This is a genomic window from Exiguobacterium sp. s157, from assembly GCF_018618205.1.
Taxonomy (GTDB): domain Bacteria; phylum Bacillota; class Bacilli; order Exiguobacteriales; family Exiguobacteriaceae; genus Exiguobacterium; species Exiguobacterium chiriqhucha.
Window position 1 is genome coordinate 1 of the sequence record NZ_JACSLQ010000005.1, and the last position, 15,215, is coordinate 15,215.

14 protein-coding genes are annotated in these 15,215 nt (G+C 53.2%); 9 read left to right on the forward strand and 5 right to left on the reverse strand.

The features are described 5' to 3' along the window. Positions 1-126 precede the first annotated feature (126 nt). A complete protein-coding gene (locus tag KNP67_RS10170) occupies positions 127-921 on the reverse strand; it encodes an SDR family NAD(P)-dependent oxidoreductase (RefSeq protein ID WP_242678910.1) in 795 nt (264 codons plus the stop codon). A 150-nt stretch (positions 922-1,071) separates the two neighbouring features. On the opposite strand from KNP67_RS10170, the gene KNP67_RS10175 reads away from it, so the two are divergent. The 3 genes from KNP67_RS10175 (at position 1,072) to KNP67_RS10185 (ending at position 4,701) form a co-directional block, all read left to right on the forward strand. Beyond that, complete coding sequence (locus KNP67_RS10175; protein ID WP_082665705.1) at positions 1,072-1,974, forward strand: peptidase U32 family protein; 903 nt, start codon at positions 1,072-1,074, stop codon at positions 1,972-1,974. 9 nt (positions 1,975-1,983) lie between these two features. Beyond that, on the forward strand, positions 1,984-3,237 hold the full coding sequence (locus KNP67_RS10180; RefSeq protein WP_131471239.1) for a peptidase U32 family protein: 1,254 nt from the start codon (positions 1,984-1,986) through the stop codon (positions 3,235-3,237). Between the two features lie 81 nt (positions 3,238-3,318). Then, on the forward strand, positions 3,319-4,701 hold the full coding sequence (locus KNP67_RS10185; RefSeq protein ID WP_131471238.1) for an MATE family efflux transporter: 1,383 nt from the start codon (positions 3,319-3,321) through the stop codon (positions 4,699-4,701). Here KNP67_RS10185 and KNP67_RS10190 read toward each other — a convergent pair. After that, positions 4,696-5,565, reverse strand: coding sequence for a DMT family transporter (locus tag KNP67_RS10190; protein ID WP_029595301.1), 870 nt, complete (start codon positions 5,563-5,565; stop codon positions 4,696-4,698). The two genes, KNP67_RS10185 and KNP67_RS10190, sit on opposite strands and share 6 nt — an antisense overlap. Before the next feature lie 124 nt (positions 5,566-5,689). On the opposite strand from KNP67_RS10190, the gene KNP67_RS10195 reads away from it, so the two are divergent. Beyond that, on the forward strand, positions 5,690-7,816 hold the full coding sequence (locus tag KNP67_RS10195) for a DNA topoisomerase III (RefSeq protein ID WP_131471237.1): 2,127 nt from the start codon (positions 5,690-5,692) through the stop codon (positions 7,814-7,816). 25 nt (positions 7,817-7,841) lie between these two features. Here KNP67_RS10195 and ytzI read toward each other — a convergent pair whose 3' ends face one another. Next, positions 7,842-8,009, reverse strand: a complete 168-nt coding sequence (ytzI, locus tag KNP67_RS10200) for a YtzI protein (RefSeq protein WP_021067657.1) — start codon at positions 8,007-8,009, stop codon at positions 7,842-7,844. A 161-nt stretch (positions 8,010-8,170) separates the two neighbouring features. On the opposite strand from ytzI, the gene KNP67_RS10205 reads away from it, so the two are divergent. After that, complete coding sequence (locus KNP67_RS10205) at positions 8,171-9,283, forward strand: PP2C family protein-serine/threonine phosphatase (RefSeq protein ID WP_021067656.1); 1,113 nt, start codon at positions 8,171-8,173, stop codon at positions 9,281-9,283. Between the two features lie 38 nt (positions 9,284-9,321). Here KNP67_RS10205 and KNP67_RS10210 read toward each other — a convergent pair whose 3' ends face one another. Then, the gene (locus KNP67_RS10210) at positions 9,322-10,257 is read right to left on the reverse strand and encodes a magnesium transporter CorA family protein (RefSeq protein ID WP_021067655.1); all 936 of its coding nucleotides are present in this window, start codon (positions 10,255-10,257) and stop codon (positions 9,322-9,324) included. A gap of 141 nt (positions 10,258-10,398) precedes the next feature. Between KNP67_RS10210 and KNP67_RS10215 the strand changes: the two genes are divergently transcribed. Further along, positions 10,399-10,776 (forward strand): Hpt domain-containing protein, encoded by a 378-nt coding sequence (locus KNP67_RS10215; protein ID WP_058763867.1) that lies wholly within the window; start codon positions 10,399-10,401, stop codon positions 10,774-10,776. Between the two features lie 43 nt (positions 10,777-10,819). Here the strand turns inward: KNP67_RS10215 and KNP67_RS10220 are convergent, their stop codons facing one another. Beyond that, complete coding sequence (locus tag KNP67_RS10220; protein WP_021067653.1) at positions 10,820-11,695, reverse strand: chemotaxis protein CheV; 876 nt, start codon at positions 11,693-11,695, stop codon at positions 10,820-10,822. A 227-nt stretch (positions 11,696-11,922) separates the two neighbouring features. On the opposite strand from KNP67_RS10220, the gene KNP67_RS10225 reads away from it, so the two are divergent. From KNP67_RS10225 to KNP67_RS10235, 3 genes are all read left to right on the forward strand, one after another. Next, a complete protein-coding gene (locus tag KNP67_RS10225) occupies positions 11,923-13,359 on the forward strand; it encodes an NADP-dependent glyceraldehyde-3-phosphate dehydrogenase (RefSeq protein WP_131471325.1) in 1,437 nt (478 codons plus the stop codon). A gap of 101 nt (positions 13,360-13,460) precedes the next feature. Continuing rightward, positions 13,461-14,438: an MBL fold metallo-hydrolase gene (locus KNP67_RS10230; protein ID WP_131471236.1), complete on the forward strand. Its 978-nt coding sequence runs from the start codon at positions 13,461-13,463 to the stop codon at positions 14,436-14,438. After that, the gene (locus KNP67_RS10235) at positions 14,435-15,181 is read left to right on the forward strand and encodes an SDR family NAD(P)-dependent oxidoreductase (protein WP_131471235.1); all 747 of its coding nucleotides are present in this window, start codon (positions 14,435-14,437) and stop codon (positions 15,179-15,181) included. The genes KNP67_RS10230 and KNP67_RS10235 overlap by 4 nt, the downstream gene beginning before the upstream one ends. The last annotated feature ends 34 nt before the right edge of the window (positions 15,182-15,215 follow it).

A 15,215-nucleotide genomic window follows, 5' to 3' on the forward strand; every position in this document is an offset into this window, starting at 1 on the left:
AAAAAGATGACTCCCGTACAGTACAGGAATCATCTCCTTGAAGCAGCATAAGTTTTTTTATTAATGTCCTTTACATGGGGTACAGATTACGGGGGACCTCCTCCTTTTTTAACGTGCATACATGGGTTAAATCGTCGAGACGTCTTCCGATCCAGCATCTGATGGTTTTTGGAAGCGGCGCAAAATCTCAAGGCTGACTGCGCGTGGCATGAGCTTGGCCGCGGCGACAAGCAGTTGGTTCGACACACCCGGCACGATGACGCGTTTGTTGGTCATGACGCCTTTATAGCCGAAGAAAGCGACGAGATGAGACGGCATTTTTGACACCATCATCTCGCTGCCGGCCCGATTGAAGAATCCGGTATCGGTTGGACCTGGACAGAGGACACTCACGTGCACGCCTGTTCCTTTCACTTCGGCATGGAGCGCCTCGGTGAGCGATAACACGTAGGCCTTCGTCGCGTAGTAGACCGCCATATACGGACCAGGTTGGAAGGCGGCGACCGATGCGACGTTCAACACATAGCCATGATTCCGTTCCACCATGCCCGGCAAATAAGCTTTCGTCAATTCGGTCAAGGCGTTGACGTTCAAACGGACCTCTTCGGCCTCGGTCTCGGCATCGAGCTCGATAAACTCGCCGGCCGTTCCGAAACCGGCATTGTTGATTAAAAAGTCGACCGTCAGTCTGGCATCGGCGATTGCACTCGTCAATCGTTTTACGGCTTGGTGTTCAGACAAGTCGAGGGCGAAGACGTGTACGCTGACACGGTAACGTTTCTCGAGTACTTTTTTTAATTCGTGCAACCGCGGCTCGTTGCGAGACACGAGGATACAATCAAATCCATCCCGGGCCGCTAACACGGCAAGATCGAGTCCGATTCCTGTCGAGGCTCCAGTAATTAAGGCTGTTTTTGTCAAAATCGTCCACTCCTTCGATATAAAAAGTCATACATTGTTACTGATTTCTTCACGAGTTGTTAAATTCCTGCTCGGCCGCGACGTCAAAACGTATGCTAGAGTATAGCAAGAATATGTGATTAGACTCACAAAGTGAGGAGAAGAAACCAAATGATGATACAGCTAGTGACTACAGCACAGGGCGTCGAGCAAGCAGAAGCGCTGATTATGGCGGGCTCTGACCGCATCTATATCGGAGAAGCAACATACGGGTTACGCCATAAGGGAGACTGGTCGTTGGAGGCTGTGCGAGAAGTCACAGCGATTGCCCACCGTTATGGCAAAGAAGTGACCGTCGCCGTCAATAATTTGATGCACAATCATCAGATTGAGACGCTGCCTGACTATTTATCGGCTTTAAAAACAATCGGGGTTGACAGTGTGACGGCCGGTGACCCGGGCGCCATCCGCTTAATCCGTAATGCAAATATCCCCTATTGGTATGATGCTCAAACGCTCGTCACGTCGGCCCGACACATTCAATTTTGGGGCAAACGCGATGCAATCGGGGCAATCGCGGCCCGTGAAGTGACGTTGACTGAACTCGGGCTGATTCAACAGCAAATCGGATTGCCGGTCGAAGTCCAAGTGTACGGACCGACGTGTATCCATCATTCGAAACGTCCGCTCTTGACGAACTACTTCAATGAGATTGGCCGATCGAACACGTTGGCAAAAGCACGCGAATACTATGTGAGCGAACCATCGGATGCGGACAGCCGCTATCCGGTGTATGAAGACGAAAACGGGACGCATGTGTTCTCTGAGGATTTGACGCTTATGGGACAACTGCCCACTTTAATAACAGGCGGCCTACACACGTGGAAGCTCGAGGGTTGGCACGCGGGTGATGCATTCGTTGATATCGTCCGCTTGTTCGATAAGGCCCGCTCAGATTTATTGAACGGTCGATTCGACCGTCTCGTCATGGAACGGCGTCTCGCCGAACTGCAGCCGGAACAATTCCGGCTCGGGACGGGACTATTGTTACGAAATCCAGAAGAGATCAAGTGAGGGATTGAGATGAAAAAACGTCCAGAATTATTAGCACCGGCCGGCAACTTAGAAAAATTGAAGATGGCGATTTTGTATGGGGCCGATGCGGTCTTTATCGGGGGACAACAGTTCGGACTCCGCTCTCGGGCCGGCAATTTTGGGTATGACGAGATGGCCGAAGGCGTCGCGTTCGCCCATGCGCGCGGGGCAAAAGTGTATGTCGCCGCGAATATGGTGACCCATGAAGGCGATATCGATGGCGCGGGCGAGTTCTTTTGCAAGCTTCGCGATATCGGCATTGATGCCGTCATCGTGTCCGACCCGGCCATGATTGAGGTATGCCTCAAGGATGCGCCGGGACTTCCGGTCCATTTGTCGACGCAGGCGTCAGCGACGAACTATGAGACGCTCCGCTTTTGGCAAGAGGAAGGATTGGAGCGAATCGTTCTCGCCCGCGAAGTATCGATGGAAGAAATCAAAGAGATGAAACGGCAAGTCGATGTCGAAATCGAGACGTTCGTCCATGGGGCGATGTGCATCTCGTACTCGGGTCGTTGCACCTTATCGAACCATATGGCCCTCCGCGATGCGAACCGGGGTGGCTGTGCCCAGTCGTGCCGTTGGAAATACGGATTCTTTGAGGCGGACGAACTGTTGACTGACGAGATGGCAGCACGCGACGAGGAACCGTTCTCGATGAGCTCGGTCGACTTGGCGATGGTACGTCACATTCCGGACTTGGTCGACGCTGGCGTCGACAGCTTGAAAATTGAGGGACGGATGAAATCGATTCACTATGTGGCGACCGTTTGTAACGTCTATCGTCAAGTCATCGACGCGTACTGTGACGACCCTGAGGGCTTCGAGTTTAATCCGGCGTGGGAAGAAGAAATCTGGAAAGCGGCACAACGAGAACTCGCGACCGGATTCTATTACGGCGTCCCGACTGAGAACGAGCAACTATTCGGTAAGCCGCGCGCCATCCCGCAATATGCATTCGCGGCACGCGTCATCGCGTATGAACCGACGACAAAAATAGCGACACTCGAGCAACGAAACCATTTTCGGCGCGGGGAAGAAGTCGAGTTCTTCGGTCCCGGCTTCGTCCGTTTCTCGCAGCGCATCGATGAGCTGTACGATGAGTCGGGAGAAAGCCTCGAGACGGCGAACCAGGCGATGATGACGGTACGTGTCAAGGTCGAGCAACCGGTCGCGACCGATTTCATCATGCGCAAGCGAAAAGCCGGCGTCGTGAACACACCTGTGCCGAGCCCGGTCTGACACATCCGGCAAGACAACATAGTCGACCGTTCCATCCAATCTTGCTAACCTGTTAACATAGACGACAAAGGGGATGGAAGCATGAATCAGAATACGGAGCAGCTCCGGACCGATCCAATCGGACGCCTGCTGTTCAAACTGTCGCTACCGGCAATGATCGGGATGCTGGTGACGGCACTGTACAACATCATTGATACAATCTTCGTCGCCCGTGGCATCGGGTCGACTGCCGTGGCTGCCATCGGGATCGCCTTTCCGATTCAAATGATTCTTATGGCCGTCTCGAGCGCTGTCGGGTTGGGCGGGGCATCCATCAGTTCAAGGAAACTCGGCAAAGGCGACGATGCCGGTGCCGCCGTCACGTTTTTGAACGTGCTCGTCCTCGTCGGTGTGTTCGCCGCTTTTGCGGTCAGTTCCGCCTTTTTCATGTTGGACGACATCTTGAAAGTGTTCGGAGCGACGTCGGCGATCATGGAACTGAGCCGACAATACTTATCGGTCGTGCTCATTAGCTCTCCGTTCTTCATGTTCACACTCGCGGCGAGCGCGATGGTACGGGCTGAAGGACAGGCGCCTTATCAGATGAAAGTGATGCTCACGACCGTTGTCGTCAACTTGGTGACGACGCCGCTATTCATCTTCACGTTCGGCTGGGGCATTTACGGGGCGGCTTGGTCGACGGCGCTCGCTCAAGTCGTCGGGTCTGTGCTCATGCTCCGTTTCTTCTTCTCAAAAAATCGCCGCACCGATCTCGATTTCCAATGGCGGAAGTTTCGATTACGGTTCGGCGAATTGAAGGAGATTATGGCGATCGGCTCATCTTCGTTCATCATGATGGTCTCCCAGTCGATTTTATTCGTCGGGGTCAACGTCATGCTCGGAACGTACGGCGGGACCGAGGAACTTGCCATTTTTGCGATTATCAATAAATTCATGGCGCTCGTCGGGATGCCGATTATGGGTATCGTCCAAGGCATGCAGCCGATTGTCGGTTACAATTTCGGCGCCAAACAATTCGACCGGATGAGGGAAACGATTTGGACGGCAATGCGGGCTGGAATTGCCATCGCCGTCATCATCTGGTTGACGCTCCAGTTGATTCCGGAACAACTGATGCGCATGTTCACGACCGACGCCAACTTGATTGCCGGCGGCGTGACGGCGATTCATGTGTTGTTCGCCGTCTCATTCCTCCCGAGCGTCCAAATGCTCGTCAACGGCATCTATCAATCGCTCGGGAAGGCCCGGGTCGCGATGTTCTTGTCGCTGTCGCGGCAGACGCTCTATACGATTCCACTCGTCTTCATCCTGCCGAACTTCTTCGGCGTATTCGGTGTCTGGCTCGCATTCCCAATCGCTGATGCGATGACCTTCCTGACAGCGGTCGGGATGGCTGTTTGGGATCGCAAGCTCTTATTCCGCCCGTCAGAAGACGAAATCGAAGCGAAAGCAACCAATTTATGAAGCGACGTCCGTTCTTGTGGAACGGGCGTCTTCTTTTAGGAACAAGTAAATTCCGCCGAGCAGGACGGCCGCACCGACCCATTGCATCACGCCGAGACGCTCGTCGAAGAAGACGAACCCGAACAGCATGCCCCACAATGCCTCGCCAAGGATGGTGATGCTGACAACGGTCGCACTGACACGGGCGAGCGCATAGTTGAACAAGTTATGTCCTAAAATCGTCGGGAAGAAGGCGAGGGCGAGGAAATACCACCAGTTGACCGATTCGAACGCGGTGAACGTCGTCCCCCGGACGAGAAGCATGAAACAGAGGACGACCGCTGCGACGAGATAGACGCTGAACGAGTATGTATTCGTGTTCATCTCGGTCCGGACGTGTTGGCCGACGAGCCAATAGCCCGCGATGAGCAGAGCGGCGATTAAAGCGAGCAAGTCCCCGAACAGCGCTTCACGTCCGAGTTGAATGTCGCCTGCCGCGACAAGCATACCTCCGAAGACAGCGATGAGCGCGAAGGCTAACCCTTTCCGGGTCGGATTCTTTTTAAAAATCAAGGCGTTCCCGATTAAGACAAAAATCGGGCTCGAAGTGACGAACAGCGTCGAGCTGGCGACGGTTGTATAATCGAGCGATAAAAACCAGAGCCAAAAATGGAACGCGAGCAACGTCCCGCTGAGGAGCAAGGCATATCGCGTCATGAGTCGTGTCCCGAGGAGCGACTTGAAATCGACGAAGGGCAACAACATCAGGCACGTGATCAGCATACGGTAAAACGCGGCCGTCTCGGCCGGTGCGGACGTCCATTTGACGAACAAGACGCTCGTCGATAAGAAGAAGACGGCGGCGAATAAGATAAGATAAGACAAGAGACATCCCCCTTTATGTTGTACATACTCTTCTAATGATATTATAGAATAGATAAGAAAATACATTCTTTCTCGAAAGTGTCGTTCCGACGAGATTTCGGATGACTGTGAAAGTAGGGATCCTATGAGATTAATTATTGCGGAGAAACCGTCGCAGGCCCAAAAACTGGCTGCGCCGTATCCATCAAAAAAGAAAAAAGACGAGATTGAGATCGCTTCATGTGCCCGGTTCCCAGAAGGCGCCATCGTCGTCTGGGCGGTCGGTCACTTATGCGAGCTGCAAGAACCGTCCCATTATAAGCCGGAATGGAAGTCGTGGAAATATGAGTCGCTCCCAATCGTGCCGGACCGATTCGACTATCGCATCTCGAAAGGCAAGTCGAAACCGTTCCAGACGATTAAGAAATGGCTGCACGACCGGTCCATCACCGACGTCATCATCGCATCCGATGCCGAGCGGGAAGGAGAAGCCATCGTCCGTCTCATTTTACGGCTCGCCGGCAATCAAAAACCTTTGTCGCGCCTATGGATCTCGAGTTTGACCGAGCAGGCGGTCGACCGTGGATTCGCCGCACTGCTACCAGGCGACCAGACGGTCCCGTACTATCACGAAGCAATGAGTCGCGCCTGTGCCGACTGGCTCGTCGGCATGAACGCATCAAGAGCGTATACAACGCTGTTGAAGACGATCGGCGTCGAGGACGTGTTTTCGCTAGGCCGTGTCCAGACTCCGACGCTCGCTTTGATTGTCAATCGCGAACGTGAGATTAAACAGTTCGTCCCAGAGCCGTATTTTGAGGTCGAGGCGACGCTTCAAAAAGGACGCGGCACGTTCAAAGCGAAATACACGCTCGGTAAGACGACGAAACTAAAGACTCGCGAACAAGCCGACGCGGTCGTCAGCCGAGCGACCGGAACAGCGGTCGTTCAATCGATCGATAAGGAAGAGAAGACGGAGCACCCACCGTTCTGGTTCAGTTTATCGGGTTTGCAGGCCGAAGCCGGCAAGCGGTTCGGCTTCGGGGCGAAGAAGACGCTCGACATCGCTCAAAAGCTATATACGAAAGGATGGATCAGTTATCCGCGGACTGACTCAAGTTTCGTCACACCTGACGAGGCGACGTTGTTCCCACAGACGAAAGCAAGGCTATTGAAGTCGGCGGCCTATGCCGAGTTGAAAGACGTGTTGACCGAGAACCCGTCCCGGAACAGCCGCTACGTCAACGCGAAAAAGGTCAGTGATCACTATGCGATCATCCCGACCGAGGCGTGTGGCGATGTGGCCCGACTTAGCGGGGATGAGGCGAAACTATATGATTTAATCAATCGACGTTTTCTCGCTGCTTTCGCTCCACCGGCCAAGCTTGAGAAAACGACGGTCGACCTTATGGACGGCGACGACCTGTACCGGGCAAAAGGGACGGTCGTCGTCAGTGCCGGCTATCGTCAAGTCGTCGAGATGAAGTCCAAAGACGTCGAACTCCCGGCGCTCACACTCGGGGAGCCGTTGACGGAAAAGAAAGTCGAAGTATTATCGAAACAAACGGAGCCACCGAAACGGTATACAGAAGGCGCGCTCATCATGGCGATGAAGGTGGCCGGTAAGCAGCTCGATGATGAAGAACTGATTCACATCATGAAAGAAGTCGAAGGGCTTGGAACCGAGGCGACGCGGGCCAATATTATCGACGGACTGAAGAAGCGGGGCTATGTCGACCTGCAAAAGAAAGAGCTCGTCCCGACCGATAAAGGACGCTTGTTGATTGACGTGCTCGGTGACAGTATCCTTGCTTCACCGGCCATGACGGCCAAATGGGAGAAACGTCTCAACGAAATCGGGCAGGCATCGGCTTCGGCCGCCGAATTTATCGACCAGGCGAAAAAGATGTCGATTCATCTCGTCGAAGAGGCGAAAGCGCGAGTCGAGACGGCGAACCCGGAAGGCTATACGATTGAAGCACGACGTTTCGGGAAGAAGTCGGCGGCGCGGCCGAAAGCATCGTTCGGCGTCTGCCCGAGCTGTGGCAAGGGACTCGTCGAGCATGCGAAATTCATCGGTTGTAGCGGCTATCGCGAAGGTTGCAAGTTTACGATGTCGAAACAAGTACTCGGCGTCGGAATTGCCAAAGATGAACTGAAACAGATGATTAACGGCGGGCAATCGAACGTGCACACGTTCAAAAAAGGGGATAAGACGTTCGATGCCGCGCTCTACCTTGAAAAAGGGGCACTTCGATTCGAATTTAAATAAAAAATAGAGCCATCCGCCGATGGCTCTATTTTTTCTGCTGTTCTTCTTCAGTGATGCGGCGATTGATTTCATCGTAATCGAGCACGATGTCGTCCTTGTTGTCTTTATAGGCATATCCTTTTTGAATGACAACGATTGACGCGATTAAGACGAGCAAAATAATCAAACCGCTCACAGCGAATATCCATCCCATGCGGCATTCCTCGCTTTCGTACTTCCAGTATGCCAAAAACGAACGAGATTCTCCATCTTTGAACCACTTCGAACTGTCACAGCATTGAAATACCTAATGAAGCGATTAGATATGATACAATAATATGCAGAAGAACACTGACAGAGAAAGTAGGGATGACTATGGCGATTTTGATTGTGGACGACGAACCGGTCAATACGATGGTTCTCGAACAATTATTGCATCAACATGATTATGAGACGATTTCAGTCTCGAGTGGTGAAGATGCGCTCGCGCTCCTGATGGACCCGCAAGCCCCGTCGCTATACGACCTTGTCCTGCTTGATGTCGAGATGCCAGGAATCTCTGGAATCGAGACGTGCAAACGGATTCGACAGATGAGCGGCTATGAGGAACTTCCCGTGATTATGGTCTCGGGTCGCACCGAGGAAAAGCAAATCGCGGAAGGTCTCGACGCTGAAGCGTCCGACTATACGACGAAACCGATTAAAATCACGGAACTGCTCGCGCGCATCCGCTCCGCACTCCGTTACAAAGCGGCCGTCGATGAACGCAAAAAATATGAGGCGCGGCTCCAATATGACCTCGATCTCGCGCAAAAGATTCAACAGAGCGCGTTGACCCCGCCCATCAGCAACGATGAGATTGACGTCCGGGCCCTCTATTTGCCGTCTAAAAAACTGGCCGGGGATATGTATGCCTGGTTCCAGGTCGCACCGGATCGCTATGGGGTCATCATCTTCGACGTGATGGGGCATGGTGTCTCGTCGGCGTTGATTACGATGGGGATTCGGTCGATTTTGCCCGGTCTCGTCAGCAACGTCCAATACCCGGTCGATGTGATGAGTGAGTTGAACCGTCAGATGACGTTCTTGTTCTCGGGAGAGGACATGCAGAGCTATTTCACGGCCGTCTATTGTTATATCGACACGACGAAGCGTCAAATCGAGTACGTCAACGCCGGTCATCCGCCGGTCATCGTGACGTCGGACTCGGGTGTGACCCGTCTCGAGACGACCGGTGTCCCGGTCGGCATGTTCGAGGAGCCGAATTTTGAGTCGAAGGTCATCGACATCGAACCGGGGATGACGATGCATATGTATACAGATGGATTGATGGAATGTTACAGCAAAGACATTGACGACGGCATCCGCTGGCTCGAGAAGGACGTCGCGTCATACGGGCTTGACTACGCGCGTCACGTCGCCGAACAACTCGTCCCTAAAATCGAGATTGACGATGACTTGTGTCTCGTCACGGTCAAATTGATGTAAAAAGATGGTGTCGCCGCAACGGGCAACACCATCTTTTTTTAGAAATATCGCTTGCGCCACAAAATGTAAAAGGCGAGGCTTGAGAAACCGATCATCATCGTAATGGCGAACACAAAGCCGATCGGTTGTCCTTCCCACGGCACTTGGACGTTCATCCCGAATATTCCAGAAATCATCGTCGGAATACTAAGTACGATTGTGATCGAGGCCAAGAACTTCATGACGAAGTTGACGTTGTTCGAGATGATCGAACCGAAGGCGTCCATCTTGATGCTGATGATATCGTTATAAATCGACGCCATCTCCATCGCCTGACGGTGCTCGACGAACACGTCTTCGAGCAACTCCTCGTCTTCCTCGTGCTTCTCGAGACTCGGTGTCTTGACGATGCGATCGAGGACGCTGTCGTTCGCTTTGAGCGACGTCATGAAGTAGACGAGCGACTTCTGTAAGTTCATCAATTGAAAGATTTCCTGATTTCGCATCGAACGTTGCAACTCTTGCTCGAGCTCGTCCATGCGCCGATCGATTTGGCGAAGGAAGCGCAAGTACGTCATGCTGACTCGGTGCAAAATCTGAAAGACGAACCGGCTCCGGTAGTTCGTCCGGAACAAACGGGCTTTTCCGTTGGCGAACAAATTGAGCACGTCGAGGTCACGCGAACAGACGGTGATGAAGTGTCGTCCCGTGACGATAATCCCAAGTGGAATCGTATTATAGGCGCGTCCTGTGTCGTCTTCTTCCACATATGGGACGTCAATGATCATGAGGAGGCCCTCATCATCTTTTTCAAATCGTGGTTTTTCTTCAATATCAAGCGGGTCGTAGACGAAATCTTCAGGAATGCCGGAGGCGGCGATGACTTGATCGGCCTCATCTTTCGTCGGATTGACGAGTTGAATCCAGCTCCCTTTGTCAAAGTCTTCGATTTCGTCGACACGCCCAGATGCGTCGGTACGGTAAATCGTTAGCATAATGTTCCTCCTACCTTAGCTCAACCTAATTATAGGTAGGCGAATGGGAGAGTGCAATCGGAAAAGGAGGAGTTTTTTTGTTTTTTCTCGAAAACATGCTACAGTGGTTAGGAATGTTAGTAGGATTGAAGCAAAGGAGGGATGGAGTTGTCACAAACGCCCCATAATGCTCTGTTTAACGAAGAAAAGTTGGCGGAGCTCCATCAAATCGCTAGCGGAAATAAAGATTTCTTAAAAAAGATTGCCGAGACATATATCCGCCAATTCGAGGCGAAATTCCCGGAATTGAGACGCATGGTGCTGGAACGAAACCATGAACAAATCGAACAGCTCGCCCACTTGTTGAAAGGGGCCTCCTATTCTGTCGGCCTCGACGAGACGGCCGCCCGGTTCCAACAGCTCGAAGTGGCTGGAGAGACGAACGAGACCGAAAACCTCGAACCGATTCTCGACGACATCGAAGCCGATATGCGCCGCTTCGACCAAGAATGGGAAGCGCGCTTGAATGCATTATCATAAATAAAACGGGATTTCGCCGCAAGGCGAAGTCCCGTTTTTCGGATTAGGCTAAAAATTCGTCGAGTGTGGCAATCAACATGCCAATCTCTGGCTTCGTGATTTGGGCGTTCGCTCCGACCGCGTCGCCTTTATGTTTCAAGTCGTCCGAGATGAGCGAAGAGAAGATGATAATCGGCAGGTCGGCGAAACGATCCATCTCACGGAGTCGTTTTGTCAAATGCAAGCCGTCCATTTGCGGCATCTCGATATCGGTGATCAGCAAGTCACAATGGACGTCGCTCTGTTCGAACGCATCGAGCGCTTCCTTCCCGTTATTGAAAATCGTCGTGTTGAAATAGCCGGCGTCATCGAGCGTATCGATGATGAGCGTCCGCAACATCTCCGAGTCTTCCGCGATCCAGACGTGTTTGTTCGAGCGCTCCCGGGCACCGAGTCGTTTGACCGATTCACGGGCCATGATGTCTTTACGGGACAGTTCGAGGGCGATGCGCTCGTAGTCAAGAAGGATGATCATCTGGTCGCCTGTCTTGACGACCCCGTTCGTGATTCCTTGCATGCCGCGTGCGAGATCAGACGGCGTGTCGATCTGTTCCCAAGAGATACGCTTAATCTCTGTCACTTGATCGACGCGGAGCACCGATTTCTCTCCGTTAAACTCACAGACGATCAAGCGATCGTTGTCTCCGACGTCACGCGGATGTCCGATGACCATCGGTAAATCGATGACCGTCATGACCTCACCGCGGAGCTCGATCAACCCCATGATTGCTTCCGGAGTGCCCGGGAGCGGAGTGAGGGGAAGCATCGTGATGATCTCACGTACCTTCATGACGTTAATCCCGAAAATGAACGGGCCTGACTGGAAAATGACGATCTCTAATTCGTTCGTGCCTGCCTCAAGTAAAATATTATGATCCATGCTCACTGATGGTCCCTCCTAGTTCACGTACTCTCATCTCTTCTATCGGTCGATTTGATGAACATCTTCAGTTGAAAGTGGCAAAGTCGAGGCGGAATTGACAAAAAATTGACGAGTAACCGTTTACATTACATAAACTGAATCTTTATAGTTGTTCAACCGATTTGATTTTGCATACAATGGGGGTGGCAACGAGATATCAAAGCTTACTCAGGAGGCAGATAGAGATTATGAGTATGAACACGTATCCATATTTAATTAATGGACAATGGCAGGAATCGACAACGAACGAAACAATCGAACTCGTTTCACCTTATACAGATGAAGTCGTCGGGCACGTCCAGGCGATGTCTCGCGACGAAGTCGACGAGGCGATTCACGGCGCGAAAAGCGCACAACAGGAATGGGCGGCGCTTCCGGTCAACAAGCGTGCCGAACTGTTGTACGCTTGGGCGGACAAACTCGAAGAACGCGTTGATGAGATCGGTCAAATCATCATGCGCGAAGTCGGGAAGAACTTGAGCGACGCGAAGAAAGAAGTCGTTCGGACGGCGGAAATCATCCGCTATACGGCTGAAGAAGGTCTTCGCTTCACGGGCGGGTTCATGCAAGGGGACTCATTCCCTGGCGGTTCGAAGAACAAGATGGCAATCATCAAGAAAGAAGCACTCGGTGTCGTCCTCGCGATTTCACCGTTCAACTACCCGGTGAACTTGGCAGCAGCCAAAATCGCACCGGCGCTCATCACAGGTAACGCGGTCGTCTTCAAACCGGCGACACAAGGTGCCATCAGTGGTGTGAAGATGATCGAGGCACTCCAAGACGCAGGTCTTCCGAGCGGTCTATTGAACCTCGTCACAGGGCGCGGGTCGATCATCGGTGACTACTTGACGTCACACCCTGGCATCGACATGATCACGTTCACGGGCGGTACCGGGACAGGTCAACACTTGTCGCAACAAGCATCGATGGTACCTGTCGTGCTCGAACTTGGCGGGAAAGATCCGGCGCTCGTCCTCGAAGACGCAGACCTCACGCTCGCGGCTGATCAAATCGTCAGCGGGGCGTTCTCGTATTCAGGACAACGCTGTACGGCGATTAAGCGCGTATTCGTGCTCGAGCACCAAGCAGACGAACTCGTCGGCATGTTGAAAGATCGTGTCGAGAAGCTCACGGTCGGGTCACCGGTCGATAACAGCTTCATCGTCCCACTCATCGACAAGAAGTCGGCGGATTACGTCCAAGGCTTGATTGACGATGCCGTCAACAAGCAAGCGACGGTCGTCCACGGAAACGAGCGCGACGGCAACCTCTTGCACCCGACGCTCCTCGACCACGTCACACGTGAAATGCGTGTCGCTTGGGAAGAGCCGTTCGGACCAGTTTTGCCGATTATCCGCGTCAACTCGCTTGACGAGATGATTGAACTCACGAACGAGTCTGAGTTCGGTCTTCAAGCGAGTGTGTTCACGCAAAACGTGAACAGCGCCTTCACGGTCGCCGACAAGCTTGACGTCGGTACGGTCCAAGTGAACGGCCGCACGGAACGTGGCCCAGACCACTTCCCGTTCATCGGCGTGAAACAGTCAGGCCTCGGTGTTCAAGGGATTGGACGCAGCCTCGAGACGATGACACGAGATAAAGTCACAGTCATCAACCTATAAGACATCGGAGAGGAGAAATCCTCTCCTTTTTTTGTGTGATTGAAATCCATTCTTTCGGACAGGTATAATGAGTGAAGATAGGTGGAAGGGGTTGTGGGGACGTGGCGAACTGGATTTCAAGCCAACTGGCAAGACTCGATATACCGACGCCGTTCGAGGTCGGCAACGTAAACGTTTATGTCGTCGAACACATGAACCGTTTCTTTATGGTCGATTGCGGACCGGATACGGAAGAGGCGTGGACCTCATTGACGACACAACTGGCCGAGCTCGAGTTGACGCTCGCGGATATTGATTTTTTATTTTTGACGCACCATCATGCCGACCATGCGGGTCAGGCGTGGCGTCTGCGTGACGCCTCGATTCCCGTCTACGGACATGAGAAGCTCGTTCGCTATTTAGAACAGACACCGAACTTCATCAAACGGGGCAACCAGTTTTTGCACGATCTGGCGCACTGGTTCGGGACCCCGGAGACGATTGTGAACAAATTGCCCGATTATCGGGAGGCGCTGCGCTGGATCGGTCCGACGACTGTGACGATGACATTCGAGGATGGACAGGACGTGACGAGCGACGGGGCGTGGAAGACGATCCATCTGCCTGGGCATGCGAGTGACCAGCTCGGACTGCTCGGTCCGGGTGGCGTGTTAATCGCGGGCGACCATTTAATCGATGCGGTCGAACCGAACCCGCTCATCGAGCAGCCGTACGAAGAGGAAGGGTTCGCTTCGCCGGTCGTCCTGTATCTCGATTCACTGCGGAAATTGCAGTCGGTCGACTTGAAGCTCGTCGTGAGCGGGCATGGGGAACCGATTCACAAACCGCGTCCATTGATTGAGGCCCGCATCGCTCAGCGCTATGAGCGAAGTGAACTGCTCCTGAACGACTGGGTGGACGGCTTGAGCGTGTTCGATTGGTCGATGCGCCTGTATGGACGCAAGATGCGGCGGGCGATGCCGCTCGTCTTCAGTGAGGTGTTCGCCCGGTTGACGTTGCTCGAGGAACGTGGGCGCGTCGTTAAACAGTTGACGGATGGAAAATGGATTTATGTGAGAGTGGAGGACATCGTAGAATGAGACATATTGTCATCACGGGTGCGTCGAGCGGCTTTGGGGCCGCGCTGGCGCATTCTTTTTATGAGTCGGGTGCCCGATTGACGTTGATTGCACGGAACGAGGAGCGGTTGCGCGAACTCGGACAGAAGTTATCGGCCGATTGGATGGTAGCCGACGTCTGTACCGACTATGACACGCTCGTGGCCCAAGTCGAACGTACATATGGAGCAATCGACGTCTGGGTGAACAATGCCGGAATCGGCGAGTTCGACCGGGTCGTCGATCAAACGACCGACGTCATCGAGGAGACGATGCGCTTGAACGCGATCGCACCGATGTTGCTCGCGCGTGATTGTGCGCGAACGATGCGCCGTGGCAGTACGATCATCAACGTCTGCTCGCAAGCGGCAAAAGTCCCGACCCCAAAATCGGCCGTCTATGCCGGATCGAAAGCGGCGCTGCTCCAGTTCTCGAACGCGCTCCGGTTGGAACTGAAGCCGGTTGGAATTCATGTATTGACCGTCAACCCGGGACCGATTGCGACGCCGTTTTTTCTCCGGGCCGACAAGAGTGGACGTTACGAAGCGAGTGTGAAATCGATTATGCTCGATCCCAATCGTCTCGCGAAACGCGTCGTCGCGGCATGTGAGGCGTCGAAACGTGAAGTGAACGCCCCGTGGTGGATGGAACTTGGCGCGAAACTGTACGCAATGTGCCCGGTCATGTTCGAACGGCTCGCAAAACGGGGATTTGACAAAAAGTAAATGCGTCAACATAGAGAAAAAAGGGGGAGACACG